The 25,869-nt window shown below is 55.5% G+C and carries 21 protein-coding genes; 4 read left to right on the forward strand and 17 right to left on the reverse strand.

The window, feature by feature from the left end:
• Positions 1 to 435: 435 nt before the first annotated feature.
• Positions 436 to 1,587 carry a glycosyltransferase family 4 protein gene (locus VAE55_RS03250; RefSeq protein WP_322814379.1) on the reverse strand — a complete coding sequence of 384 codons (1,152 nt, stop codon included), beginning with the start codon at positions 1,585 to 1,587 and terminating at the stop codon, positions 436 to 438.
• Positions 1,587 to 2,975, reverse strand: coding sequence for an FAD-dependent oxidoreductase (locus VAE55_RS03255; protein WP_322814380.1), 1,389 nt, complete (start codon positions 2,973 to 2,975; stop codon positions 1,587 to 1,589). Before VAE55_RS03255 ends, VAE55_RS03250 begins: the two co-directional genes overlap by 1 nt.
• Positions 2,976 to 4,156: 1,181 nt before the next feature.
• Between VAE55_RS03255 and VAE55_RS03260 the strand changes: the two genes are divergently transcribed.
• Positions 4,157 to 4,642 carry a hypothetical protein gene (locus VAE55_RS03260; protein WP_322814381.1) on the forward strand — a complete coding sequence of 162 codons (486 nt, stop codon included), beginning with the start codon at positions 4,157 to 4,159 and terminating at the stop codon, positions 4,640 to 4,642.
• Positions 4,643 to 4,768: 126 nt separating this feature from the next.
• Here VAE55_RS03260 and malZ read toward each other — a convergent pair whose 3' ends face one another.
• From malZ to VAE55_RS03280, 4 genes are all read right to left on the reverse strand, one after another.
• Positions 4,769 to 6,631 (reverse strand): maltodextrin glucosidase, encoded by a 1,863-nt coding sequence (gene malZ, locus VAE55_RS03265; protein WP_322814382.1) that lies wholly within the window; start codon positions 6,629 to 6,631, stop codon positions 4,769 to 4,771.
• Positions 6,628 to 8,139, reverse strand: coding sequence for a glutamate--tRNA ligase (gltX, locus tag VAE55_RS03270; protein WP_322814383.1), 1,512 nt, complete (start codon positions 8,137 to 8,139; stop codon positions 6,628 to 6,630). The genes malZ and gltX overlap by 4 nt, the downstream gene beginning before the upstream one ends.
• Before the next feature lie 121 nt (positions 8,140 to 8,260).
• Positions 8,261 to 9,367, reverse strand: a complete 1,107-nt coding sequence (proB, locus tag VAE55_RS03275) for a glutamate 5-kinase (RefSeq protein WP_322814384.1) — start codon at positions 9,365 to 9,367, stop codon at positions 8,261 to 8,263.
• Between the two features lie 134 nt (positions 9,368 to 9,501).
• Positions 9,502 to 11,295 carry an aldehyde ferredoxin oxidoreductase family protein gene (locus VAE55_RS03280; protein WP_322814385.1) on the reverse strand — a complete coding sequence of 598 codons (1,794 nt, stop codon included), beginning with the start codon at positions 11,293 to 11,295 and terminating at the stop codon, positions 9,502 to 9,504.
• A gap of 116 nt (positions 11,296 to 11,411) precedes the next feature.
• Here VAE55_RS03280 and VAE55_RS03285 point away from each other — a divergent pair, with 116 nt between their 5' ends.
• A complete protein-coding gene (locus tag VAE55_RS03285; protein ID WP_322814386.1) occupies positions 11,412 to 12,845 on the forward strand; it encodes a cyclic nucleotide-binding domain-containing protein in 1,434 nt (477 codons plus the stop codon).
• Between the two features lie 15 nt (positions 12,846 to 12,860).
• Here the strand turns inward: VAE55_RS03285 and VAE55_RS03290 are convergent, their stop codons facing one another.
• The 9 genes from VAE55_RS03290 to VAE55_RS03330 all read right to left on the reverse strand — a co-directional run bounded on the left by VAE55_RS03290 (position 12,861) and on the right by VAE55_RS03330 (position 20,933).
• Complete coding sequence (locus VAE55_RS03290) at positions 12,861 to 13,976, reverse strand: MraY family glycosyltransferase (RefSeq protein WP_322814387.1); 1,116 nt, start codon at positions 13,974 to 13,976, stop codon at positions 12,861 to 12,863.
• A gap of 108 nt (positions 13,977 to 14,084) precedes the next feature.
• A complete protein-coding gene (gene upp, locus VAE55_RS03295) occupies positions 14,085 to 14,714 on the reverse strand; it encodes a uracil phosphoribosyltransferase (protein WP_322814388.1) in 630 nt (209 codons plus the stop codon).
• Positions 14,715 to 14,782: 68 nt separating this feature from the next.
• A complete protein-coding gene (locus VAE55_RS03300; RefSeq protein ID WP_322814389.1) occupies positions 14,783 to 15,520 on the reverse strand; it encodes a response regulator transcription factor in 738 nt (245 codons plus the stop codon).
• A gap of 69 nt (positions 15,521 to 15,589) precedes the next feature.
• Positions 15,590 to 16,879: an ATP-dependent Clp protease ATP-binding subunit ClpX gene (clpX, locus tag VAE55_RS03305; RefSeq protein ID WP_322814390.1), complete on the reverse strand. Its 1,290-nt coding sequence runs from the start codon at positions 16,877 to 16,879 to the stop codon at positions 15,590 to 15,592.
• A 55-nt stretch (positions 16,880 to 16,934) separates the two neighbouring features.
• Positions 16,935 to 17,600, reverse strand: a complete 666-nt coding sequence (locus VAE55_RS03310) for an ATP-dependent Clp protease proteolytic subunit (RefSeq protein ID WP_322814391.1) — start codon at positions 17,598 to 17,600, stop codon at positions 16,935 to 16,937.
• A gap of 10 nt (positions 17,601 to 17,610) precedes the next feature.
• Positions 17,611 to 19,101: a trigger factor gene (locus tag VAE55_RS03315; protein WP_322814392.1), complete on the reverse strand. Its 1,491-nt coding sequence runs from the start codon at positions 19,099 to 19,101 to the stop codon at positions 17,611 to 17,613.
• A 161-nt stretch (positions 19,102 to 19,262) separates the two neighbouring features.
• A complete protein-coding gene (locus VAE55_RS03320) occupies positions 19,263 to 19,703 on the reverse strand; it encodes an NUDIX hydrolase (RefSeq protein ID WP_322814393.1) in 441 nt (146 codons plus the stop codon).
• 7 nt (positions 19,704 to 19,710) lie between these two features.
• Positions 19,711 to 20,634, reverse strand: coding sequence for a cytochrome c biogenesis CcdA family protein (locus VAE55_RS03325; RefSeq protein WP_322814394.1), 924 nt, complete (start codon positions 20,632 to 20,634; stop codon positions 19,711 to 19,713).
• A complete protein-coding gene (locus VAE55_RS03330; RefSeq protein ID WP_322814395.1) occupies positions 20,631 to 20,933 on the reverse strand; it encodes a hypothetical protein in 303 nt (100 codons plus the stop codon). Before VAE55_RS03330 ends, VAE55_RS03325 begins: the two co-directional genes overlap by 4 nt.
• Before the next feature lie 971 nt (positions 20,934 to 21,904).
• On the opposite strand from VAE55_RS03330, the gene VAE55_RS03335 reads away from it, so the two are divergent.
• Positions 21,905 to 23,041 carry a glycosyltransferase family 1 protein gene (locus VAE55_RS03335; protein ID WP_322814396.1) on the forward strand — a complete coding sequence of 379 codons (1,137 nt, stop codon included), beginning with the start codon at positions 21,905 to 21,907 and terminating at the stop codon, positions 23,039 to 23,041.
• Between the two features lie 25 nt (positions 23,042 to 23,066).
• Here the strand turns inward: VAE55_RS03335 and VAE55_RS03340 are convergent, their stop codons facing one another.
• Together VAE55_RS03340 and VAE55_RS03345 are read right to left on the reverse strand one after the other, a co-directional pair.
• On the reverse strand, positions 23,067 to 23,657 hold the full coding sequence (locus tag VAE55_RS03340) for a hypothetical protein (protein ID WP_322814397.1): 591 nt from the start codon (positions 23,655 to 23,657) through the stop codon (positions 23,067 to 23,069).
• Positions 23,647 to 24,240, reverse strand: a complete 594-nt coding sequence (locus tag VAE55_RS03345) for a PH domain-containing protein (RefSeq protein ID WP_322814398.1) — start codon at positions 24,238 to 24,240, stop codon at positions 23,647 to 23,649. The genes VAE55_RS03340 and VAE55_RS03345 overlap by 11 nt, the downstream gene beginning before the upstream one ends.
• A 421-nt stretch (positions 24,241 to 24,661) precedes the next feature.
• Between VAE55_RS03345 and VAE55_RS03350 the strand changes: the two genes are divergently transcribed.
• A complete protein-coding gene (locus VAE55_RS03350) occupies positions 24,662 to 25,519 on the forward strand; it encodes an alpha/beta hydrolase (RefSeq protein WP_322814399.1) in 858 nt (285 codons plus the stop codon).
• The last annotated feature ends 350 nt before the right edge of the window (positions 25,520 to 25,869 follow it).

Consider the following 25,869-nt stretch of genomic DNA (forward strand, 5'->3'; position numbering starts at 1 on the left):
CGCGTGTCGTGCAGTTTGGAGTGCGGCAGCCATGCTGCCGCACCAGCCGTGCTCACGATCCGGCGCGTGGCATACGGTTCCCCATCCTGGTCACGAGGGTGCTGAATGTGCTCGTGCCGATCATCGAGTTGGTCAGGCATGCATGCGATCCCTGCGCGTAGACGTTTGGTTGTACCAGGTTCGTGCCTGCATATCGGCGGCTACGGCCAACCCCTGCCGGCGGTGGCGATGATGCCGGCACGCGGGCTGGCAGTCCGCGCCACGGGGAGCGCTTGCAGCCCGGCCTAACGCAGCGTGACATGTGGGTAATGCATAGGGAGACACAGCCGGGAGCGCACGCCTCCGGCGCACTCCCTGAACAGTGGTAATGTAGCGACGCACTGCCTTGCGCCTCTCCTCGTGACCTGCAGGCGTGTGTTAGGAGAACAGTGCCGCTCATCGCAACACCGATTGAGCAACAGCATACCTGTATGCCTGCTCGGCAATTGGTGCCAGGTTCTCCCAGCGTAGCCGTTGGGCAGCGGCCAGCGCAGCCATCCGCAAACGTGTGCGTGCTGCCTCATCGGCTAGCAGATGAAGCGTAGCTGCTGCCAGTGCCGATGCATCACCTGGTGGGACGAGCAATCCTGCATCAGGTGCAAGGTAATCGCGGGCAGTTCCAACATCACTCGCTACGATTGGCAACCCGGCTGCCAGCAGTTCGACCAGTTTCGCCATCCCGCGCGCCCGGTTGATCAGCGTGTCACGAATCGGGGCCAACGCCACATCAGCCCCGGCCAGAATGGCCGGAATAGCTGCTGGCTCCTGCCAGCCCCGATAATCGATCATGTCGGCCCACCCCTGATCGGCAGCAAGTGCCAGGAGTTGCTGTTCTTCACCCCGTTCTCCCTTACCGACCAGCATCAGACGGGTATCAGGCCGGCTACGCTGAATAATTGCCAGCGCTGTTACCACTTCCGCCAGATCGAGTTCCCAAAAACGGGTGTAGAGAACGATGGTCGGTTGCGATGATGGTGATCGGGAAGGCGCTTCAACATGCGGTGCACCGTTCGGCAGGTAGAAGACACGTTCGGGTGGTACGCCCATCGCCCAAATCAATGTCTCCAATGTGTGAGACACAACCGTGACCGCATTCGCTCGTCGCGGTAGATCGCGCTCTTGCCATGCAAAGAGGGCTTTAGCCGGTGGTGGATAGGGTAACAGATCATTCCAGCCCCCTAGACCTTCCCAATCGTCACAATCAACCACCAGCGGCATACGACCACGCGCCAGAACCGCTAAGCCGCCGAACCCCTTAGGCTTGAAAAGATGCATCACATCGGGTTGAGTCCGTCGTGCCCATTGCCACAGGGCCACGGTGTGCCAGATGGCTGCCGCCAGACCGCCAATCGGTGGGGTCGCAGTATGCACAACCATTACCCCACCGGTGTAGCGTGCCGTACCACCATCGGCAGGATTATGGATCGGGGGCGCAACAATCGTAACGATGTGCCCGCGTTGCTGCAAGGCTTGCGCGAGGGGCAGCATGCGGGCAAGTAATGTGCCCTTCGGCCTGATGCCGAAGGGCGCAATCATAGTGACTCGCATTAGCGACCAGCGCGAATAATGTCCATCATCTCGTCAACTCGCGTGACCTTAACCCGTGGTCGGCCCTGAGCTGCACCCTGTGCCGTCTCATAGGCATCGAGCCGTTGCCAGTCGGCGTAGGTCACGAAATCGACCCCCCGTGAACGAAGCAAATCGGCAATATCATCACTTTCTGGCGCACCAGGTAGAGTGGGAAGATCGGCCAGCATGCTATTGACAGTTGCCACTGCGTCAGGCTTGTTGGTACCGATGACCCCCGACGGCCCACGCTTAATCCAACCGACCACATATTCACCGGGAACTGTCTCACCGTTTGTACCATTCAGCACACGCCCATCACGATTGGGGATCGTACCACTTGCTTCATCAAATGGCACATCAGGGAGCGGTTCACCACGATAACCAACCGAACGCAATACCATCCCGCAGCTCAATTCCTCGGTTACGCCGGTTCCTTTCGGGCGCAAACTGCCATCAGCAGCCTGTACCAGTCGGTTGCGCTCGATAGTGACACCCGTCACCCGTCCATCCACACCGTGAATTGCGATTGGTGAAACCAGGAAGCGCATCACAATCCGGCGTGGCGCACCGGTGTCGCCACGAGCTGCATATGTGCGCAGCAACTCAACATTCTTTGCCGCAGTCTTGTCTTCGGCCAGTGCTGCTTCACTCAGGGGATCGAGTTCGAGGTCTGCCGGATCGACAATCACGTCCACTCCACGCAACTCGCCAAACTCTTTCAGTTCGGGATTGGTGAATGCGGCCTGCGCCGGGCCACGCCGACCGAGCATCACTACTTCGCGCACCTTGCTTTGGCGCAGCGCTGCCAGCGCATGATCGGCAATGTCGGTCTTTGCCAGATCATCGGGATCGCTGACCAGAATGCGGGTTACGTCCATCGCCACATTCCCATTGCCAACGACAACGACCCGCTCAACGTTCAAATCTACTTCCAGATCGCGATAATCGGGTCGTCCGTTGTACCAGCCCACGAATGCGGTTGCCGGCATACTGCCAAACAGGTCTTCGCCGGGAATGCCCATCCGCCGGTCTGATTGGGCACCGACTGCATACACGATTTGATCGTAACGGGCGCGCAGATCGGCATGGGTAATGTCCACGCCAAAGATCACATTACCAAAGTAGCGCACGCTGCTATGCGCTGCCAGTTTATCGTAAATGCGGGTTACTGCTTTAATGGATTGGTGATCAGGAGCCACTCCCTCGCGTACCAGGCCGTAAGGGGTGGGAAAGCGGTTAAAGATATCGATCTGGCAAACGAGATTTTTTTGTTTGAGTAGCGCTTCAACGGTGTAAAAACCGGCAGGACCGGCGCCGATAATTGCAACACGCAGTGGGCGCTGGGCGCTTCCCAAGGGTTCACTCACGGTGCACTCCTTTGCTGTCGTTTTGGTTTGCCCGATAATCCGTTTGTGATTTACAGCACAGATTGACCGAAATGTACCATGCCTGTTGCGTTGTGTCAAACGATTATGGTGAGTGTATGTGGGCCGGTGATAACGATTGTGCTGCCCGTTCAAACCACACAAGATAGGCGATTCTGAAGGGCAAGATTGCTACACGCGCCGGCGTGTGTATGCCATGAGCAGGTACCGTGTGGGTTATCATTCGGGTCAGGATGTTCAGATCAAATCTCGATAGATCGTATCATCACAGTTGAGGCTTCCCGGATGCCCTGCAACAGCCGGTATCGCTCCGGCAGTGTGTATCACTGCGTGATGTCGAATCTGGTTTAGTCATGGCACGCGGTCTCCCGTCACGCTCGTGCTGAACCATTGAGCAATCCATCGTGGTAGCCAAACCTGAGAACGTGCGCCTCCGGCTCGCTTCTTACCTGCATCGGCCTCCAGTGCCTAGGAACACGATCCTCCGACTTGCTCCTTACCTGCATCGGCCACCGGACCTGGGAGCAACCTGCGAGCGTGCGCCTCCGGCGTGCTCCCTACCTTCTCCAGCCCACCGTGCCTGCATACCGCGAGGTATCGCACCCCTAAACCAGCGCACTACAGCGGGAGCCATCCATCATGCCGGCACTGCACCCGAACGTGACTGCCAGTGAACGTTTGTGGTACGCCTTTGATGACCAACCAGTAGACCGTCAGTGGTAAGTGTGATGTTTAGCACCGGCCTGACAATCTGAATGATGCACAGTGTCAGTCAAGATTTGGTATGACACCCTCATCCATTTTGTAATGTGCATACACGATTGTCAGTCCATCAATCTGAAGATTGTAATCTGCCTTCTCATGGTATTCCGGGCTTCGATGTGCTATCATTTTCTGGAAACCCGGTTGGTAGGCAGATCGTACATCATGTCGAGATGAGTTCTTTGGGCAGGATCAGAAATAAGTCCTGCGTTCAACAGGTTGCCGTCCCCAAAGCGACAGGGTATACGCTGAGTGCACCAACGACATTACTGTTCATTTGTTCCAGGGCTATACAGTTGTTGGCTAAGAACGATCAGATTGTTGTATCCGGTTTGTTGCCTGTGTCCACGAATTACTTCATCTATTCGTTGATAGTCTCACCATGACAGAAAGGACAACCGATGATGAATGATCCACAGCGCCCGGAAGAGTACGGTAGCTATCAACCTGGTCAGCCACCCTACCAGCAGCAGCCCTACCAACCCTATCAGCTTCAATACCAGCAAGTACCTGGAGTACAGGAACATCCCTCTGAAGTCATGGTCATTGCGATTATGGCGATTGTTGATGCGGTGATCAGCGGTCTGGCCGGTTTGGGCTGGATAGTCACTATTTGCGGGATTCCACTCGGTATCTATTCAATTATCGTAGCGGCGGTGGCCGGTACGTATGCCTACAGGCTGCTGAGTCGTCCGCTACAGCCGCTACAGCCGAACAAGACGCTGGCAATTATGCAAATCGTCAATATCATCGCTGGTAATGTCTTTTCGCTGGCATTTGGGATTATTAGCCTGGTGTTGTATGATCAGCCGAAGGTGCGGGCCTATTTTGCCTATCGGAATGGTCAGCCAGTCTCACCACAGCAGTACCAGCCGCCACCATTTTAGAGGTCGAGGTGTCCGTGTCGCGTACCTGGCGTGCGGCAACGTAACTACCGCACGCACCGACCGTCCTTAATTACGCAAAGCGCAGTGGCTGCGCTTGCCCGTTGCTGATCGCTGTCTGCCAATCCTTCAGAACACTTCGTCTTTGTCTGTGGTTTGCCAGATTTGCGCACCGGTGGCCGGCAAATTTCCAATATCCAGCATCCCGTTGCGCACAACCGTCTCGCCACCGCTGAAGAGTTCACGCAGGTGAACCCCATCAGCCAGCCCGCCGTGACGCACCGGCAGCAGGCGTTGCCCATCATCACTGCGCCGTACCACAATGATCATGCGTTCCTCAGGTGCTTCGCGCTGGAAGGCAATCGTTTCCCCGTTTGCGTAGAGCTGCTGAAAACCGCCCCAGCGCAACGCCGGCGACTGACGCCGTAAGCGTGCCAGCCGTTGCACGAACGCCCGCAGGTCGTGATCCCACTCTCGTTCGTCCCACGGCATCGGTCGCCGACAATCAGGATCACCGCCGCCCGTTAGCCCAATTTCGTCACCGTAGTAGATACACGGCACCCCCGGATAGCAGAAGAGTAACGTCATCGCTACCCGCACTCGCGCCAGATCATCGCCTACGATTGTTCGTAGACGCGGGGTGTCATGACTTCCCAACAGGTTGAATTGCTGACTGGCGATCTGCCACGGTATCGCTGCCCGAAATGCCGTCCATTGCGCAACGACCGTCTCGGTTGCAATCGGTCGTGGATCGGCTTCAGGCCGCTGCGGATTGAACTCAAACCCTCCCAACCAGCGCCAGATGGGAAAGGTGAAGCCTTGATAGTTCATCGTGGCATCAAGCTCTTCACCTTGCAGATGGGGAGTACCGTCGAAGAAATGTTCACCCAGCAGATAGGCTTCCGGTTGCTCTGCCTTCACTGCCCGCCGAATCCCACGTCCAATCTTGTGTCCAAGGTTGTCTGTCCCCAACCGCCCCAGCATATTGGCAACATCAATCCGCCAGCCGTCGATCCGATAGGGTGGCCGCAACCAGTAGCGCATAATCGCATCCTGGCCTGCGTACATCACGTCGCGGAGGTGGACACTCCGGTAATTGAGTTTGGGTAGGGTCTTGACCCCCAGCCAGCTTTCGTAGTCGTCGGGATGACGACGGAACATGAAGAACTCGGCTGTTGGTGCTCGTGGGTCGGCCTGGGCAGCGACAAACCACGGGTGGGTCACCCCACAATGATTCGGTACGATGTCAAGCACCAGCTTCATGGCTCGCTCGTCGAGCACCTCGCGCAAGAGGAGTAACCCTGCTTCACCTCCTAGGTGTGGGTCAATACTGGTATAGTCCTCGACATCGTATTTGTGGTTCGATGGTGCCCGGAAGATGGGATTGAGATACAGTGCCGACACACCCAGATCGGTCAGATAATCGATGCGCTGCGCGATCCCTTGCAAATCACCACCGTAGAACTCTATCGATCCGGTCGCCCGGTTGGGCCGTTCATCCCAGCGGCGCACAACAACCGGTCGTCCGTGACAGAGATATGCACCATCGCGGACATTATTTGTCGGGTCGCCATCGGCAAACCGATCTGGAAAAATCTGGTAGAAGACCGCATCACGTACCCAGGTTGGCGCGTGATAGTTGGCCAGTACCACGAAATCATTTGCGTCGGTGGGGTAGTGACGGGTGATACCACCGGCACTGTACCAGCGCAAACCGTCGTCTGCGCGGATCAGGAAGCGGTAATTGGTGCGAATCATGCGGATTGGTAGCTCACCTTCCCACCACCGGCATACTCCGCGCACGCCCAGATCGCGTAGTGGTACAAACTGCTGTTCCCCATCCGGGCATGTACGGAGAAAGACCCCACTCACCGGTGCGTCTGCGGCCATACGGAACCGAAATACTGCTGTGTCACCTGGGCGGCCACTGAAGCGCAGATACCTCGGTGATCCATCGTGATGAAGACTGGCTTCCCAGTTTACAGCGCTCATGCCAGGTTCTCCAGTGCGGCAATCGCTGCCTCTAAGCGCGAGAGACTCCGTTCGCGTCCTACCCCGGCGAGCGTATCAAACAGTGGTGGTGCCACGCTGCGCCCGGTAATGGCGACGCGAATCGCCCCGAAGAGCGGCCCCGGCTTCATCTGCAATTGTTCACAGAGGGCGCGCAGCGTTGTCTCCAGCGCGGGTGGTGTCCAATCGGTTTGCTGACTCAGGGCTTCGTGTGCAGCCCGCAGCAAGGCGACGGTTTGCGCCGCGTCGTACTTCTTTGGAATCAGATCGGCAGGGTTATACGTCTCGCCGGGTACCACATCCTGGTAGAAGAAGGCCAGCAGATCAGGCGCTTCCTGCAACTCTTCCAGCCGCTCGTGAATCAACGGAATCAACCTGATAAGATACGAGCGTTCCGTCTCACTTGCCGGATCGCCGATCAGGCCCGCTCGTTGCATGAACGGCAGCACACGCTCGGCCAACTGCTCTGTCGTCAGTTTACGGATGTAGATACCGTTCATGTCGCGCAGCTTCTCAGGGTTCCAGCGCGCCGGCGAGGGTTGTATTCGCTCAAGCGTGAAACGCGCAATCAGCTCATCGCGCGTCATAATTTCGGTCACGCCATCGTAGCTCCATCCCTGCAAGGCGAGATAGTTGAAGATTGTCTCCGGCAGGTAGCCACGCTCACGGAATCGCTGTGTCGCCACATCGTCTTTGCGCTTCGACAACTTGCCACGGCCATCTTGCCGCAGAATCGCCGGCAGATGGGCAAAGACCGGGCGCGGCCAGCCGAAGAAGTCGTAAAGCAGAACGTGGTACGGGGTACTGGGTACCCACTCTTCGCCACGCATAACGTGAGTGATCTTCATCAAGTGATCATCGACCAGATGGGCGAAGTGATAGACCGGCATTCTGGTCGATTTGATCAACACAATGTCTTGCAACTGATTATTCTGCACCACAATCTCGTCACCACCGCGGATCAGATCGCGAAAGCGCGTTTCGCCTTCGAGTGGCGTTTTGAGCCGGATGGTGTAAGGCTTGCCATTGGCCGCCTCTTCACGTTGGCGCTCAAGTGGCCAGTCACGCTCCGGGCCACGAAAGCGAAATGCTTTGATCCCGGCAGTTTCCGCTGCGGCCCGCATCTGGGCCAGTTCTTCTTCGGTGGTAAACGACATGTAGGCGAGACCGGCTTCCAGAAGTTGGTTGATGAATGGCTGATAGATTCCCTGCTCAAACCGTTCTGATTGCACGTAAGGACCGTAAGGGCCACCCACATCTGGCCCTTCGTCCCAATCAATACCCACCCACCGGAGTGAGGCGCTAATGTCGTCAGCCGCGCCGGGCACGAAACGCTTTTCGTCGGTATCTTCGATCCGTAGAATAAATTGCCCCCCGTAGTGGCGGGCACAGAGCCAGTTGAAAAGGGCAGTGCGTACACCGCCAATGTGCAAACTACCGGTTGGGCTGGGTGCAAAGCGCACCCGCACCGGCCCTTCGATGGAACTCATAGAATGCTCCTTGTTGTGATAGGTTAGCTCTCTGCGCTGTACGTGCTGTGGTGTCTGCTCGCAATGTTTGTTTCTGGTTTATTGACCAATATCCTCTCAACGACACCGTCTGCGTAGATTTCTACCCACTCAGTACAACCATATCGTCGCGATGGACGACCTCCGGCCCATAATCATACCCTAAAACGGAAACGATCTGTGATGAACGGAGACCGGCAATCATACGGAGATCGCTGGATCGGTACTGGGTCAAGCCACGCGCTATCTCACGCCCATCGCGGGCAAAGATACGCACAGTTTGCCCGCGGTCAAACTCACCATTTACCTCGCAAATACCCGCGGCCAGCAGACTCTTGCCGTGTCGGGTCAGCGCAGTTGTTGCGCCTTCATCCACCACAATGCGCGAATGACGAACCGTTTCGGCCAGTATCCACCGCTGTCGCGCATCGGGGTGGGTTGTGGTAGCCGGGAAGAAAGTTCCGATGCGTTCACCATTCGCCACCCGTACAATCACATCTGGCTCATGACCGGCTGCAATCACCACGGCTACGCCCGAACGGGTAGCCAGATCGGCAGCCTGAATCTTTGTCTGCATGCCGCCGGTGCCACGGTGGGTACCGCTGCCACCGGCCATCGCCCAGACACGTTCGTCAATAACTGGTATTTCACGAATCAGTTCCGCGTTTGGATCACTGCGTGGATCGGCGCTGTACACCCCAGCAATGTCTGTCAAAATTAAGAGCAGGTCAGCGTCGATCAAGCCGGCCACCAGCGCAGAGAGGTTATCGTTGTCGCCCACCCGAATCTCGGCAGTGACAACAGCATCGTTTTCGTTGATGATTGGCACGATCCCCTGCTCCAGGCAAAGGGTGAGCGTATTACGGGCATTGAGGTAGCGCCGCCGGTCGCGCAGGTCGTCACGGGTGAGCAGGGCTTGCGCAACCTGTAAACCGTACAACTCAAAGATTTGTTCGTAAATGTGCATCAGGCGACTCTGACCGACCGCAGCAAAGACCTGCTTCAGGGGAATATTGCTGCGGTGATGAGGATTGACTCCCAGTCGTTCTTTGCCTGCGGCAACAGCCCCTGATGAGACGAGGACGACTTCGTGACCGGCATCTTTCAAACGAACGATTTGGCGGGCCAGTTCGACAAAGTAAGGGCGATGGAGGCGATCTGTGCCCGCCGTCAAGACGCTTGTGCCTAGTTTGACAACGAATCGGCTCATAATCTGTACTGCTCTACATTCGCTGCTTTGTAACAATGAGGGCGAGTTCATACTCGCCCCGTTGTCTGCCAGAAGGTTGTATGGCTTTCGTTTCCTGCCTGTATCGGATGTCACCGGCGTGCGCAACGATGCTCTTATACCGCTATGCCTAGCTCGGCCAGTCGGGCCGGCGTTGGATCACCGGCAGCATCCCAGCCGTGACGGGCATAATATTCGGCCAGGAGCTGTTCCAACGGTGGGGTGTGGCCGGCAGTTGGGCCACTACTCAATGCCTCGCGCAGGTAACGATCTGGAAGCGTGTCCTGACTGTTACTGGCGTAGCGACGGGTAAAGAGCCGGTCGAGGGTGACGATCCGCTCCCCGATTCGTACCAGATCGGCGCCGGATATAGTGCGACCACTGACTGCACCGAGGAGAGCAATCAATTCACCGGGTGTAATCTGATAGGCCATCAGGCCGAGACGCCGGCAAAACCCACTCGCATCAAGCGCAGCCGCAAACCGTTCGTGCCAGATCAAGTGTAACGCCTTGCCTTCGCTTTCGCGCGGCCCGCTGGCCGGTGGCGGCAGCCAGGCCGGTGGGTCGGTGACCAGCTCTTCAAACGCCATGGCATAGCGGTAATCGCCTCCGATTGGGCTGGTTGCCATTGCCAGCCCGATCTCGGTAAGCGCTCGCGGATCAAGGGCCGGCATTGCCAGTCCTTTAACCTGGGGAGCAAATGCTGCCGATCCCCAAACGGCCTCTTGCATCTCGCCCACGCCGAGGGAGAGAATATCACGCTTCTCCTGGCGCTGACTGATACGATCAAGGGCAGCAATGACGGCTGCACCATCACCCCAGTTGAGGGTACGCTGACGTACCAGCCCCTCGTCTTGCGCTTCGGTCATGAAGGTAATCGCCGCTGCAGTTGCTGCTGGGTCCAGCCCCAGGCGCAGACAGCGGTCGGCAATCGCCAGCATTGCATCGGCGTCGGTGATACCAACCCGTGCCGCAAAACCGGCAATCAATTCAAGCCCCGGTAGCGGATGGGTCTCGCCGCTCTTCGTGCGCAAGTCGATGTAACACGGCAACGGACATTGTGCGCACCCGCGCTCCAGCCTGCCGCCCCGGCGAGCAATGTCGCTAAACATGCGAGCAATCGCGACACCGTCAGCCGGCACCCGCGCATCACGACTGGTCAACGCTCCGAGTTTAATTGCTGCCGGCAGGAGTCCGGCACTGCCAATCGTCCGAATCGCATTTGCGGTCTGGTTTTGCTCGCCGCGTTGACGGATCGATTGGAGAACACTTTGCACACGGGTGGGATCGACTGCCGGTAACGGTGCACGATCCCGCACGACAATCGCCTTGAGCTTTTTGTCGGCCATGACAGCGCCGGTACCGGCCGGTTCAACCAGATACTGGCCTTCAGCGACAATACTGGCATACGCAACACCCGCTTCGCCGGCTGGCCCAATTGCCAGAATCCGCACATCACCGCCCAGCTCATTGCTGAGAGCGGCAGTGGTGGCTACCGTATCACGTCCGATCAGATGGCGCGCTGAACGTAGCCGCACAGTATCGCCATCAATGAGCAGGTAGCACCAGTCGGGTGCTTCACCACGAATCACCAGCACATCAATCCCATTCCGCCGTAGAGCGGCTCCCCAATGCCCCGGTGCCCAGCCGTAGCCGATGCCGCCGGTGAGCGGTGAACGGGTGCCGACCGTAAAGCCTCCCGTGGCAAACACTGCGCTACCGGCAAGTGGGCCGGCTGCAAAGATCAGAAGATTGTCTGCCGACAGAGGTGGCGTGTCGGGTTCGAGTTGGTGCCAGAGTAACCACGCAATGGCGCCACGACCTCCGAGGTAGTCTCGTTCGACTTCATCGGGTAAGGTCTGGCGGGCGTGGCCGCGAGCAAGATCAACGGTAAGACTACGCAACGGCATGCGATTATCCTGTATGGTGCGATTTTCGCCGTTCTATTATACCGCTCTTGAACGATCAGTATGGTACAATGTAGCTCAATAAATCTTCACCCCTGTATTGTACCGCAGAGCTGCATATGTCGTCGTTAAAGCGCCCCTTGCACAATCATCTCGATCAGATACGTGCTGCTCAGCATCAACAGCTCCGGCAAGAGGCGATTGCTGCGCTGGCGGCGCTCGATTGTCTGCGGGGCGTTTCTCCAACTGAATTGTCAATCTTGTACGAGCGTGGTGTGTTCCGCGCTTTCCCTGCTGGCGCGACAGTCATAGGCCAACGACGCGGTTTTCGTTACCTCTTCTTTCTGCTACGCGGTTCATTACAGCTACGACTACGTGACAAGGATGGTCACGAGGTGTTGATGGGAATATTAGGGCGAGGCGATTGTTTTGGTGAGGGGCCACTCTTTGGTAAGTTCTTTCGCCATATGAGTGCGCTCACCCAAACGGCTTGCTATCTGTTGCAGATTGAGATTGCAACGCTGCGTGATGATCTGGCCTCACTCCCCTTACTGACCACGGCGCTCCGCCAGGTGTATCGCCGTCGGATGATCGAGGCAACACTGGCTCGAATGCCGGTCTTGGGTCAGTTGCTTCCGCTAGAGCGAATTGCTATTGCCTCCCGCTTGCAACCCCGTCATGTTCCACGGGGTACACTCGTGGTCAGGCAGGGTGAACCAGCCGACTCGCTCTACCTCATCGAAAGTGGTCAGGTCGTTGTTGAGCATAATGGTCAGACGATTGCCAGTCTGAGCGAAGGTGATCTGTTTGGTGAAATTTCGTTGTTAACCGGAGATACGCATCGGGCTAATGCGCGAACGTTAACGACGACCGATCTGTTGGTGTTGCCCGGTACCGATTTTTATCGGCTGCTTCAACAATACCCGGCACTTGAAGCCGATCTCCGTGCTATCGCTGAGCGACGACTCAAACATCTCTCCGCAGTGCGCAGCGATGCAGCCCGTGCCCGCTATATCGAGATGGCCGTCAATCACGGTCTGCTGCGCACTCCCCACGTCCTGGTACGCGATCCGGCGCGTTGTCCGCCCGGTTGTCGGTTATGTGAAATCGGTTGTGCTACCCGCCACGGTCACACACGCCTTCATCTCAATGGTACCCCGATTGATCGCTTCGATGTGCTCAACCATTGCCGGCAGTGTAGTGTAGGTGCCGAATGCGTCGAAGTGTGTCCTGAAGATGCCATCGAGCGGGTTGATACCGGTGCCCTGCGCATCACCAACCGCTGTACCGGTTGTGGTGAATGTGTGAGTGCGTGCCCTTACGATGCCGTAACTTCGGTGCCGCGTGCCAGCCACTCTACCGGTCCGCTCTGGGAACTCTTTCGTCGTGTGCAGCAACGGGTACGGCCGTCCATTCCCCTGACTCCGACAACCCCAACTCACCGTGCCGATAAGTGTGATCTGTGCTTTGGGTACACTGATCTGGCCTGTGTGACTGCCTGTCCGATTGGGAATCTCCGTCTTGCTCCAGTGGAAGAGATCGTTCCCCTATAATACCTTCTATCCGGCTCAGGCTATCCGGGTTTTGGGTTGTAAGAAGAGGAGAACGATCAGTATCGATCCACCCAGAACGAGTAATGCGATAAGTTTGAACAACGGTGTGAAAAAGTCGAACAGGCCAATCGAGCCGAACGCAATACTCAATGCGTAGTAGCAGCCAACAACCTGACGCTGGTTTAGCCCCAGGTCGAGCAGCCGGTGATGAAGATGATCGCGCCCCGCCTGGGCAGCAGAACGACCGCGCAAAGTACGTGAAAGGATCAGCCAGGCCATATCGACCAGGGGCACTCCCATCACAAGCAGTGCCGTTGCCAGTTTGGCGCCACCGATAATTGCGCAGATGCCAAGTGTGTACCCGATGGTCATTGCACCGACATCACCCATAAAGATGTGCGCCGGGTGCGTATTGTAAAGGAGAAATGCTGCACAGGTACCGCTGAGGGCCAATGGCAAGAGGGCTACTGTCAGTTGCGGCGGATCGAGGGTGAGAGTATGAATGGCAAGCACCATGCCCGCAATAAAAGTCACTCCCGCAGCCAGGCCGTCAAGACCGTCGATCCAGTTCACCATATTTTGCATGCCGACAATCCAAAGCACCGTCGCGGCAATTGCCAGCCACGGGCTGAGGTTGTGCAGATGAATCTGATCGACAAAGGGGAAGTTAAACGCGGTGAGAATAATCCCCCGCGCTTCAGTCGGTTGACCAAGCACATCGGGGTAGAGTGTGTGGTCCCACAGATATGGTCCTACTGCAATCAGTGCGGCAATAATATGCACACCTAAACGCGGCAAAGCTGGGAGATCGTAGAGATCATCGAGAAAGCTGACCAGCGCGATGATTGAGATACCGATCAGTAACAGACCAATCCGTAACAGCTCAAACGCTGAACGGCGTAATGCCGGATCGATCTGCGCGAAACCTGCACTCAGCACGATTGCCCCAACCAGACCGGCAATCATCGCCAGCCCACCCACAACCGGCGTCGGCTCGCGATGCACATGGCGCGGGCCGGGTTTGGCAACCCATCCTTCATAGCGAGCTAGGGTGATGAGTGGTGGAACAAGCAGCGCGGTGATTGCAAAGGCAACGAGAAATGTGCCTGAGATGGCAAGGATGATTAACATAGTGATGGTGCTACCGTTTCCGCTGGTACCGTAGCACCGGCAAGCGCCTGTGCCCGCCTTCGGAACCTATCTCTCTGAAAACCCGCTCCCTTCGTAGGGTATGATTCTTTACCCCGTCCCGAACTGGCGATCACCGGCGTCTCCCAGCCCAGGCACAATATAGCCTCGCTCGTTGAGATGACTGTCAATGGCGGCCAGATGGATTGCAACATCAGGATGGGCTTCAGTCAGTGCCCGAACCCCTTCTGGAGCAGCAATCAGGCCCAGGAACTTGATGCGCTGCGCACCCCACTGCTTGAGAATGTCTACTGCAGCAACCGCCGAACCACCGGTCGCCAGCATTGGATCAACAATGATCGTCAGATCGATGTCCGGCTTACTCGGTAGCTTGTTATAGTACGTTACCGGTTGCAGGGTCTCGTGGTCTCGATACAGGCCGAGATGCCACACGTGGACGGTCGGTAAAATCTCGACAATCGCCTCTGACATGCCCAGACCGGCCCGCAGAATCGGAATGATCCCCATGCGTTCAGCCACCTCATAGCCGGCGCAGGTCGCCAGTGGTGTTTCAACCGTGAGAGGTGCCAGGGTCAGGTCCTGCGTGGCTTCGTAGAACAACAGTTGCGCAATTTCACGTACCAGTTCGCGAAACTTCTTCGGTTCTGTCCATTTACTGCGCAAAAGGGCCAGCTTATGTTGAACCAGTGGATGCCGTGATACAAATACTGCTGAAGACATAGTCCTACCCTGCGGTATACAGAAGCACCGCACTCGACGCTTGTGGTTTTTGTTAGGTGATTATTGGCCTAAAGCCGTTCAAGTTTATACCCTACTCCGCGCACGGTTGTAATGATTTTTGGTTTTGATGGCTCAACTTCAACTTTTTCACGCAGACGACGTACACAAACATCAACCAGATTCGTTTCACCGACGTACTCGTACCCCCAAACCTCACGAAATAACACTTCACGGGTAAAGACCTGGCCGGCATTTGCTGCCAGAAAGTAGAGGAGTTCAAACTCCATTGGTGTTAATTTGACTTCTTTACCGCGTACTGCTACTTTATGCGCCACCGCATCGATCACCAAATCTCCTTCCTTTACGAAGGTTGGGGCAGTACGCGCCTTTTGCATATCTACCCGGCGCAAAATAGCCTCAACGCGGGCCACAAATTCGGCAACTTTAAAAGGTTTGGTGATGTATTCGTCGGCACCGCGCCGAAAGCCCTGCACAATATCGTCAGTACCGTCGCGTGCCGTAATGATCACAATCGGTACGTCACTCTTGGCACGAATGCGCTCGCACGCATCGAAGCCATCGACGAAAGGCATCATCACATCCAGAAAGATCAGATCGTAGGTCTCTCGTTCAAATGCCTCTAGCGCCTCAAGACCGTTTGCCACCACCGTTGTTTCATATTGCTGGGTAGGCAGCGCCGTCTGGATCAGGCGGCCAATGGAAGGATCATCATCGGCCACCAGGATGCGCCGCTTTGGCGGTGGTTGATCAACAGTCCGTTGTGACGTGCGATGAAAGAGTGGCATAGGCGTGTACGGATAACTTACAACTGACCTGTTCGTTCACGAAATGTACTGCTACCGTTATCTGTACGGTTATACTGCTTCATCAAGCCGGCGACGGTAATCGGCACGCGGCACCAGGATAGGACGCCCGCGACCTTGAATGACTTCCGCCGTGACGATGCAGCGCCCGATGTGTTCTTGCGATGGTAATTCAAACATGACATCGAGCAGCACCTCTTCCACAATGCTCCGCAGAGCACGGGCACCGGTACGGGCTGCCATCGCGCGATCAACAATCGCTTCCAGACTGTCAGGTGTAAATTCCAATTCACAATGATCAAGAGCGAAGAGCTTCTGATACTGCTTGATAATCGCGTTACGCGGTTCAGTTAGGATGCGCAGCATGGCTTCGCGGCTGAGCGGTTCGAGCGCAACAATCACCGGCAGGCGACCAACGAACTCCGGGATGAAGCCAAAGTGCATCAGATCATCTGGTGTGATCTGGGCCAACAATGCACCTTCTTCTTCAACCGGATTGACCGGATTGCTGCCAAAGCCGATTAATTGTTTTCCTCGCAGCCGTTTAGCAATAATTTTGGTAATCCCCTCAAACGCACCGCCACAGATAAAGAGCACATTTGTGGTGTCAAACGGGATATACTCTTGTTGCGGATGTTTACGTCCGGGGAGTGGCGGGACGTGGGCAACGCCCCCTTCCAGGATTTTGAGTAACGCCTGCTGGACCCCTTCGCCAGAGACATCGCGTGTAATCGAGGGGTTATCAGCCTTACGAGCAATTTTGTCAATCTCGTCGATATAGATAATACCCGTTTGTGCCCGTTCTAGATCACCATCGGCAGCCTGTATCAGGCGAAGCAGAATATTTTCCACATCTTCGCCAACATACCCGGCTTCGGTGAGAGCGGTAGCATCGGCAATCGCAAAAGGTACATCGAGCAGACGTGCCATCGTTTGCGCCAGTAACGTCTTACCACTACCGGTTGGCCCGATCAATAAAATGTTGCTCTTACTGATCTCAACATCATCGATCTTGGCACCAGCCCGTACTCGCTTGTAGTGATTGTAAACCGCTACCGCCAGCGCAATCTTTGCCCGATCCTGCCCGATCACATACTGGTCAAGTCGTTCGCGCAGTTTTCGAGGGGTGGGTAAACGGGTCGGGCCTGGAGGGGTACTGCGACGAGCGTTTGGTGCCTTCTGATCGCTCTCTTCGGCGATGATGGCGCTGCAAAGCGCAACACATTCGTCGCAGATAAAGACGTTACCCGGGCCGGCGATTAGGCGTTGTACTTCATCCTGTCCGCGCCCACAGAACGAGCAGGCATACGGATCACGACCAGAATTGCGCGTTCGACTCATGGGGATTTCTCCAGACGAGCGGGTGGGCACGGTCCGGGCACCCACCCGGGCGTCATTATTTCTTCACATCCTCACGGGTGAGGATTTCATCGATAATACCGTACTCTTTGGCCTGTTCGGGTGTCATGAAGAGATCGCGGTCAAAATCTTTCGCGATCCGTTCAATGGGCTGGCCGGTATCCTTCGCCAGCAGCTCACGCACGACTTGTTGAAGCCGGAGCAGCTCGCGGGCCATGATCTCGACATCAGGAGCGTAGCCACGCGCTCCACCACCGGCCGGGTGCATGTGAATGGTTGAATGCGGCAGGCTATACCGCTTACCTTTGGCACCACCGGCCAGGATGGGAGTAGCCATACTGCCGGCCATACCCACACAGACAGTTGCTACGTCGGGGCGAATGTGGTGCATCGTATCGTAGATACCGAGGCCGGCAGTAACCGATCCTCCCGGACTGTTAATATAAAGCCAGATGTCGCGATCAGGGTCTTCGCTCTCCAGGAAAAGCAACTGCGCAACGATCAGATTAGCGATCTGATCATCAATTGGTGTGCCCAGAATAACAATCCGCTCTTTCAACAACCGCGAATAGATATCGAAAGCGCGCTCACCGCGACTCGTACTCTCGACAACCATCGGGATGAGTAATTCCGGTCGTTGCGAGAGCCATTCTGGTCCCGGTATACTGCGCCAATCGTGACTGTAACGAGACGACCAATTCATATGACACTCCTCATGCTTCGTGCGATGAACGACTCACCGGTTCATCGGAATTTGTCACATCAGTTGCACCTTCTCCGTCGGGAGCGGCAGGGCTGGAATCAGAGGTGTCTGTTGAATTGCCGCTCGCAATTGCATTAAGCAGAGCACGTAGCTTTTTATCAAGGACAACATTTGCTACCGACGAGCGCAATTGACCGCGCAGGCTACTCTCGACCTGTGGTCGTTGCTTCTCGTCGTAGCTTTCCAGAATAGTCTGAATTTCGGCCTCGATCTCATCCTCGTCGACCGTAATCCCCTCTTGTTTGATCACTTCACTAAGCGCCAGTGTGACCTTGACTTGTTTCTCGGCTTCAGGGATAAGCTCATCAACCGCCTGGTCGTGGGTCACACCGCGATATTGCAGCACCTGATCAAGCGAGATGCCATAACGCGCGAACTGTTGCTCTTGCTCATGGAGCATCGAGTGCGCAACATCGCGGATCATCACATCGGGAATATCAAACGTGGTCTGCTCAACAAGCTGCTCGATGTACGCATTAAGCTGCTCTTGTTCGGCACGTTTGCGCTCTTGATTTGCGAGGTTCTCGCGTACATGCGCACGAAACTCCTCTAATGTGCCGTTAAAGCTCTCAAGCGCCGGCAGCTCTTCCCAAGCCGGGACGATCCGTCGTTTGATATCGAGTATCTCGACGTGGAAGGTTATCTTTTTACCACGCAGCGACTCTTCGTGATGATCATCAGGTAAAACAGCCACAATGGTTTTCTTCTCACCGACACTCGTGCCGATCAAACCTTCATACAGTTCGGGGATGAGGCGATTCGGTTCGAGAGGTAACGTCTCTTCGCTACCTTCACTCTCGACTTCGTCCCCTTTCTCCTCATCATCTGTCTGGTCGGTTTCGGCTTCGGTCTCGGCTTTAGCTTCAGAGTCATCAGCAACTTCTTCAGTCTGCTCTTCAGTTGCTTCCTCTTCTTCTCCCTCGACCACCGTCTTCAAACGCACCTGTACCTGATCACCTTGCTGAGCCGGTCGTGGTTCGTCAAGTTCCTGCAATGTGAGGTGTTTTTCACGGATCTGTTCTAACGCCGCTTCGACCATCTCGTCGGTGATCGGTTCTACGGCTAGCGGTACATGAATGCTCCGGTAATCGGGCAGTGTAACCGTGGGAGGTACCGGCACGTGAACAGTGAAGACAAATGGTTCGATGGAATGAATCTTATCAAGATTTGGCGGACCAACGACTTCGATGTTTTCTTGCTTGATGGCTTTGCGATAGCCGGTGTTAATCAGTTCTTCCGTCGCTTCTTCAATCAATGCCTCGCGCCCGAAGGTGCGTTCAATGATAAAACGAGGTGCCTTACCGGGACGGAAGCCCTGGATCGGAAACTTTTGCGATAGCCGACGGGCCGCCTGATTAAGACTGCGCTCGAACTGATCGCGGTCGATCTCAATCTGCAATGCGATCATGCTCTTTGGTAGTTTCTCAGTAATAACTTTCACTGTTGTATCCTTAAACACAATACCGCTTCGCGCCATCAGAAGTGGCTTATTACTTGCCCGAAAATACGCACACATCGGTGCGCTATATGGTGCATTATAGCACGTCTATCTGGTCTATGCGAAGAGATTACGCGGCGATGTACAAAAGTTGCGATTGGGGCCTATTGTGAATTGGATTTGGTCGGACCAAGCCGGTGCGCAACACGCTGGAGCAGATTGCGAAGCTGTCGGTAGATGATTTTGGACGGAGCTTCGTCAAGGGGCACCCAGGCTGCGGTACGAATTCCTTCGTCAACGGCAGGTGTCGGTGGTTCAGGTGCAGCACTAGCGAGAAAAAAGGTGACCTGTTTGTCTTGCCAGCGACCACGGTGATAGATGGGATAGGTGATCCGTTCAAGCCGTTCAGCAATCGTGCAGTGAATCCCGGTCTCTTCAGCTACTTCCCGTACTGCGGCCTCTTCGTCACTCTCCCCTTCATCAACATGGCCCTTCGGGAGTGTCCATATCCCTCGCCGATCCTGGATCAATAAGACAAGAAGCCGGCCCGTTGGGTCACGGGCCAGCACAACACAACCGGCGGCACGAATGGGGCTACTGGTCATACAATCCTCAAAGCCCAAACAGGCGGCCAATGGCAGCTTCAATCTCGACCCACCACTGGGCCATTGGGGTGACGTTGGCTTGCTGCGAAATCCATTCGAGCCGACCGGTGGCCAGCAAGAGTCCCATCACAACCATTAAGGCACCGCTGGCCAGGCTGGTCGAATGCAGAAACAGTTCACGACCAAAGAGGCGGACGGTAAAGCCGCGTCCACGCAAGAGACGCCACACCCGCGATCCGGTACCTAGCCGGTGAAAGAAGGTCGCGATCAGGATGAGAGGTAGGCCTAGGCCAAGTGAATAAATGAAGGCCAGGACTGCCCCCTGAATGATGGCAACATCACTGGTTGCCGCCAGGAGGGTTAAGAGCGCACCCAGAATCGGACCAACACAGGCCGTCCAGCCTAGCGCAAAGGTGGCTCCGTAGATGTAGGAGCCGGCAAAGGTGGCTGCCGGACGTTCTTGCAGTTGAGGCCCGGCAAATCCCTTGCCAAGCATGCCCATGATCCCAAAGCCAATGATGATTAGCCCGCCCCAAAAGGTAAGTGCACTACGGTTGGCAAAGAGCAGACCGCTGAGCGCAGTGGCACTGGCTCCCAGCAGGGTCATGGTCGTTGCCAGACCAAGGAAAAATGCGATGCCCATCATCGCGATGCGTGCTTTACCTTGCCCACCGGCCTGAAAGGTGAAGGCAAAGTAGGCCGGTAAAATGGGAAGCGTGCAGGGTGAGAGAAAGCTGAGCACTCCGGCGATGAATGCCGGTAGAGCCAGTACCAGCACACTCCCGCCACCGGTAAGAAATCGGGCCTGCTCGCCAGGGTCTAAGCTCAGTGCAAAGAAGATCAGAAGAGCCAGAATGCTGATCATCACTATGGCTACGACGCTGCGCTTGCCCATGCGACGCGGTGCCGGGTCTATCGATTGTGATTTCATACAGCCCTCGCTGGTGATGGTGAGATTGTCGGTAAACGGGGAGCGGTGCGGCGGATGCGTGCAGCTTCTTCCTCGCTTACCGGGGTTGCCCCCATAAAAAATAGTGCCTCACTCAGTGTATCATAACGGTAGCGCCGCCGCTCCCATTGTCCGAATTCGTTGCGACAGAGCAATGTTATGCGGCAAAAAATATCGTCGTTGAGATGTTCCTCTGCTTCAATCCAGACCAGTTCTCTGGCCGGAAAGAGGGTTCGTAACCGCTGATAGCATGCATCGTGATGGTTCGTTGCGCTCGTCATATCTGCAAACTCCACTTGCCAGATCGCTGTCTATCGTGCTGAACCCTATGTGCACTGCCAGGCTGTGCGATTTCACCGTGTTTTCTTCATCAGATAGTGCAAATGAGTTTGCTCCTTAATCATTATACTCGGTTGTTGTTACGATTGATTGTGCATTAGCTCACATTCCTGGTCGTTTCCTTAACCTGGCTTCATCGAGAAAAAGTGCGATGGTTGTCTCTCGTTTATGCTGAACATCATTGAATGCCAGAACTTATTTCATAACGGTCGCACAGATTCATGAACGCTTGTCAATCACTAAAAACAGCACATCCTGCACCCAGTCTGCCTGTATGGCAGCGAGGAGGGCTAACGACCATCTCCGGTGTAGTCCTCGTTGGATTGGTGGCCTTGCCCGCTTATCATCCGCGTGTCGCGGCGTTTGGCGTGCGGCAGCCATACTGTCGCACCTGTCGCGCTCACGATCCGGCGCGTGTTATACCGTTTACTCTTGGTCACGGGGATGCTGAATGTGCTCGTCACGATTATGGAGTCTGTCAGTAGAACTTGTTTCATAAAAAGTTGTACTGTCGCGCTCGAACAACCATCTCCGGTGCCATCAGCGCTGGATTGGTTGCCTTGCTTGCTCATCATCCGCGCGTGGCGTTGTTTGGAGTGCGGCAGCCATGCTGCCGCGCCAGCCGTACACACAATCTGGCGCATGCAACGTCGTTGACCCGGCTGGTCACGGGGATGCTGAATGTGCTCGTCGTGAACATGGAATCGAGCGGCAATGAAGAAGATACCTTCTCGTAGATGCTTTTTGAAATAGGTTCTAGTTAAGGCACCTTTTCCGTAAAGGGTCAGTTATTGGCAACTCCAGGCTTAGTTAATCATTAGTCAGTCTTTAACGCCCCTTGCATACCGCCTTAACATCTCTCCTGTATCGTGCATAGAGGAGAAACGAACCAAGAGGTGGGAGCTGCAAGCAGATGCGTATCGCGTTGATTTGCGAAACCTTTCTCCCAGATGTTAACGGCGTGACGACGACCCTCTGTCGGCTACTTGAGTATTTGCAGTATCAGGGGCACGATGTGCTCTTATTTGCCCCCCATGGCGCTCCCTCTAGCTATGCTGGTGCGGAGATTGTGCCGCTCAATGGTATGCCATTGCCACTCTACCCGGAAGTAAAGCTTACCCCTCCGCAGCCAGGATTAACCGCTCGCTTGCAACGGTTTCAACCTGATCTGGTGCATCTGGTTGGCCCGGTAGTGTTGGGGGCTATCGTGCCCGGTATTGTGCGGCGGCTCGGCTTACCGTTGATTGCTTCATACCATACCGATTTTGGCGCGTACAGTCAGCATTACGGATTTGGCTTCCTCAAACACGGCGTCAATGCCTGGTTGCGCTGGATTCACAACCGCTGCCGGATTAATCTCTGCCCTTCGCGCTTCACGATGAATGTGCTGCGAGCCGCTGGGTTTCGCCGCTTGCGCATCTGGGGCCGCGGTGTCGATATTGAACGTTTTCATCCCCGTTATCGCAGCAAGGCATGGCGGGCTGCGGTCGGTGTGCAGCCCGGCGAGCGAGTTGTGCTCTACGTAGGACGAGTAGCTGCCGAAAAGCGGGTTGATCTGTTGCCAGAGGCAATTCGTGGTCTGCCGAATACCCGTCTGGTGATCGTTGGCGATGGGCCATTTCGCTCTGAATTGCAACGCCGTTGTGCCGGTCTGCCAGTTCATTTTACCGGCTATCTCAAAGGAGATGATCTGGCAACAGCTTATGCCAGCGCCGACGTATTTGTCTTTCCGTCTGATACCGACACCTTTGGTCAGGTAGTACAGGAGGCAATGGCCTCGGCTCTGCCGGTGGTTGCTGCACGGGCTGGTGGTGCGCTTGATCTCATCCATCACGGTCATAATGGCTACCTGTTCACGCCCGGTGTTGTGAGTGATCTGCGATCCCGGCTCCGCGAAGTCCTTGCCAGTGATGAACGGCGTCTGGCCCAGGGTACGGTTGGACGGGCAATTGCTGAACAGCGTTCCTGGCCGCGGGTGATGCAAGAGTTGATGGGGTATTATGCACAGGTGTTACGACCGCGTAGGGTCAGGTCGCTGCGCCCATCTTGATAACAAAGTTGCCCCTGTAGCACTGTTAGTACAGGCCCGTTGATTGTACAGGTTCCGTACAATCGGTTTCAAGGGTGAGAATATCGATCCGGGATCGCTGAATTTCTATCCAGTGACCGGTAAGCAATTCAGCACAACCTATCAGATCGGTAATTCGGGGTGCACTGAGTGTTGTGCGCAGCCCGATTGTTGCCCGTTCGCTCAACCTGATTACCAGTTCGGTGTACAGGGTCTCGAACGGCAGATGTTCGTGCTGCACCTCCCAAGTCAATACATCGGCAACCTGACCGTAGATGACCGGTTCACTCAGTGGCGCAGTGGCAGTTTCGGTTGGTGATGGGATAAAACCTGCTCGCAATGGCGGAACTTGCATCCTGATACTGCTGAGTGCACACAGCAGTCGCACATTAATGATTTGGCCTACGAGCGTTGGATCGACCCGATGATGCCGGTCAACCAGCCAGAGTCTCGTTCCCGCTGCCGTGTCTGTACCGGCATCCAGCGGTGTCACCACAATCTGCGGTAAGTAGCGCCGACCGTCTTCGTGCAATGCCCCTGAAATAAACTGGTCGTAACGACAGCGCAAATAGAGCCGATCCAGCGCCTTAAACCGCATTCTGTACCTCCAAAACCTCCCGCTCTTCCATCTGACGGGTCGCGGCTACGAGCCTCTGCTCATTAAGGGCAGCAATGAAATCTCGTGGTCGATCAGGGCTGATGATTACTATCGAAGCATCATAGCGGGCGATAGCAACCAGCCGATGGCGATTGGTGGCAAAGAAGGCAACTTGCCCGTATGGGTCAAGCCGAAACGGCCCCTGATACCCGAAGACGCCGGGGTTGAACGCAAAACGCAATCCGAAACGTGGCATATCTGCTAACCCGGAAGCCAGCGAGACCCCGCTGATCTGATCAAACGGGATAATCATTGCCGGTACCCAGCGACGTTCGATGACCAGTGCGTTGGCATCAATCCGGTACGCCCGTGGCTGAAAGGCATAACTCAGCAAGAGGAAGAGTGCCAGCGCGGCTGCCAGTCCCAATGGTATCTGTAAGCCGTTCCAACGGATATTGGCAAGGTAGGCAAAAAACTGTGGTAGTACCAGCAACCCACCAAGATACGCCAGGCCATACGTAATCTTGACCGCATATTCATCAAGTGGTGCCGGCATAAAGCGGTTGGGTTGAGATTGAGTCATGCTACCTTCCTTTGCTTTGCATTGGTAACGTTACTTCATTATAGCGCGAAGTGTCTGTCGGTAACGGGTCTGGTGGATTTCTGGTTCAGTTCATGGTACCTGCTATGTCGAAATCATGCTTCCCTTCCCCCCGTAATCGATGCCAGGTGGTAGGTTAATCCACGTGCTCGCTCCCGATGGTGCAATCCCTTCACTACCGCACAGTCTTCGCCAGGTGATGGTTATAATTTTGCATATATAACAAGTTATTGCATTTCATTTGATGTTATTGCATAATCTATAGTGTGGCTGCGGCTGTTCATACGTCACTGCCATTCAGGTGAGCAGCAATGGCGCTATCGTGCAGGTATCACGTGCTTGCTATCGGTAGCAGGCGTGAAGTCTAAAACTCCTGCTCTACGTACAGCACACAGGATACAGTATGGTTGCTGCATCGACTTTACCACTCTTACCGGTGTCGCCCGACTATGTCACCTGGCGTGGCCTACCGATTGCTGTTTACCAGGCCGGTGCTGGTCAACCTGTCCTGCTCATTCACAGCATTAATGCCGCCGCATCAGTGTTTGAGATGCGCGAACCATTTCAACGCCTGAGCCGGCATTTTGCCGTCCATGCAGTCGATCTGCCCGGCTACGGCAATTCCGCGCGCCCACCCTGGCGTTATCGGGCTGCGGTGTATATCGATCTGATCACGACCATACTTGAACGGATCGGTCAACCTGCTGCCCTGATTGCCAGTTCATTAGGCGCAGCGTATGCAGTGATGGCTACTGTTCGCCGCCCCGACCTGGTTAATCGCCTGGTACTGATTTGTCCTACCGGTATCGGCCAACTGGATCGTCCGCCCGGTATAGCAGCGTACACCGTCTACCAAATCCTCCGCAGCCCGATAGGTCGACTGCTGTATCGATTGCTTACCACTCGGGCCAGCATTCGCCTTTTTCTCTCCAGTCAGGCATACGCCGATCCGGCAAATGTCACTGCCGAACGTCTACACGGTTTCTATGAGACATGCCGTCGCTCTGGTTCCTATTATGCGCCGATCTGTTTTCTTAGTGGCCTGCTTAACTGCAACATTGCCTCAGCCTTTGCGACCCTGACCCAACCGACTCTTCTGGTATGGGGAAGTGATGCCACGACCACACCTTTGCGATTGGCTGCCGGTTTTGTTCGGATTCGGGTGGCAACGAAAGTGGCAGTGATTGATCGAGCCAGTTTGCTGGTGCAGGATGAACAACCAGAAGCATTTATAGAACAGGTTATGCCGTTTCTTTCCTGACGGTTAAACATCGGAACTGTCGGTACCAAGGGGAGAGCGATGTTGCCTCTTCCCGGAATCTGGTTGAATAGAAGTCATAGCACGCTGTCACGCTGTACCTTCGGAAACTAGAACTTATTTCACAAAAGCTGTGCTGTCGTGCTATCAGACTATCGCACAGGTGCATGAACGCTTACCAAATCACCAACGACAGTATTCCTGCTCCCACGCCATCTGTATGGAAGTGAGGAGTGTTGACGACTATCTACAGTGCCATCACGCGCTGGATTGGTTGCCTTGCCTGCTCCTCATGCGCGTGTCGCACTCCACCACTGCACGACACGTGCATAACGAGCGGATACGGCAATCCA

The sequence above is a fragment of the Chloroflexus sp. genome (genome assembly GCF_034432675.1).
Classification (GTDB): Bacteria; Chloroflexota; Chloroflexia; order Chloroflexales; family Chloroflexaceae; genus Chloroflexus.

Coding starts and splice junctions, on each gene's coding strand:
- VAE55_RS03250 (WP_322814379.1), bottom strand. CDS start 1,587: ATGCGAGTCACTATGATTGCGCCCTTCGGCATCAGGCCGAAGGGCACA.
- VAE55_RS03260 (WP_322814381.1), top strand. CDS start 4,157: ATGATGAATGATCCACAGCGCCCGGAAGAGTACGGTAGCTATCAACCT.
- malZ (WP_322814382.1), bottom strand. CDS start 6,631: ATGAGCGCTGTAAACTGGGAAGCCAGTCTTCATCACGATGGATCACCG.
- gltX (WP_322814383.1), bottom strand. CDS start 8,139: ATGAGTTCCATCGAAGGGCCGGTGCGGGTGCGCTTTGCACCCAGCCCA.
- proB (WP_322814384.1), bottom strand. CDS start 9,367: ATGAGCCGATTCGTTGTCAAACTAGGCACAAGCGTCTTGACGGCGGGC.
- VAE55_RS03280 (WP_322814385.1), bottom strand. CDS start 11,295: ATGCCGTTGCGTAGTCTTACCGTTGATCTTGCTCGCGGCCACGCCCGC.
- VAE55_RS03285 (WP_322814386.1), top strand. CDS start 11,412: ATGTCGTCGTTAAAGCGCCCCTTGCACAATCATCTCGATCAGATACGT.
- VAE55_RS03290 (WP_322814387.1), bottom strand. CDS start 13,976: ATGTTAATCATCCTTGCCATCTCAGGCACATTTCTCGTTGCCTTTGCA.
- upp (WP_322814388.1), bottom strand. CDS start 14,714: ATGTCTTCAGCAGTATTTGTATCACGGCATCCACTGGTTCAACATAAG.
- VAE55_RS03300 (WP_322814389.1), bottom strand. CDS start 15,520: ATGCCACTCTTTCATCGCACGTCACAACGGACTGTTGATCAACCACCG.
- clpX (WP_322814390.1), bottom strand. CDS start 16,879: ATGAGTCGAACGCGCAATTCTGGTCGTGATCCGTATGCCTGCTCGTTC.
- VAE55_RS03310 (WP_322814391.1), bottom strand. CDS start 17,600: ATGAATTGGTCGTCTCGTTACAGTCACGATTGGCGCAGTATACCGGGA.
- VAE55_RS03320 (WP_322814393.1), bottom strand. CDS start 19,703: ATGACCAGTAGCCCCATTCGTGCCGCCGGTTGTGTTGTGCTGGCCCGT.
- VAE55_RS03325 (WP_322814394.1), bottom strand. CDS start 20,634: ATGAAATCACAATCGATAGACCCGGCACCGCGTCGCATGGGCAAGCGC.
- VAE55_RS03330 (WP_322814395.1), bottom strand. CDS start 20,933: ATGACGAGCGCAACGAACCATCACGATGCATGCTATCAGCGGTTACGA.
- VAE55_RS03335 (WP_322814396.1), top strand. CDS start 21,905: ATGCGTATCGCGTTGATTTGCGAAACCTTTCTCCCAGATGTTAACGGC.
- VAE55_RS03340 (WP_322814397.1), bottom strand. CDS start 23,657: ATGCGGTTTAAGGCGCTGGATCGGCTCTATTTGCGCTGTCGTTACGAC.
- VAE55_RS03345 (WP_322814398.1), bottom strand. CDS start 24,240: ATGACTCAATCTCAACCCAACCGCTTTATGCCGGCACCACTTGATGAA.
- VAE55_RS03350 (WP_322814399.1), top strand. CDS start 24,662: ATGGTTGCTGCATCGACTTTACCACTCTTACCGGTGTCGCCCGACTAT.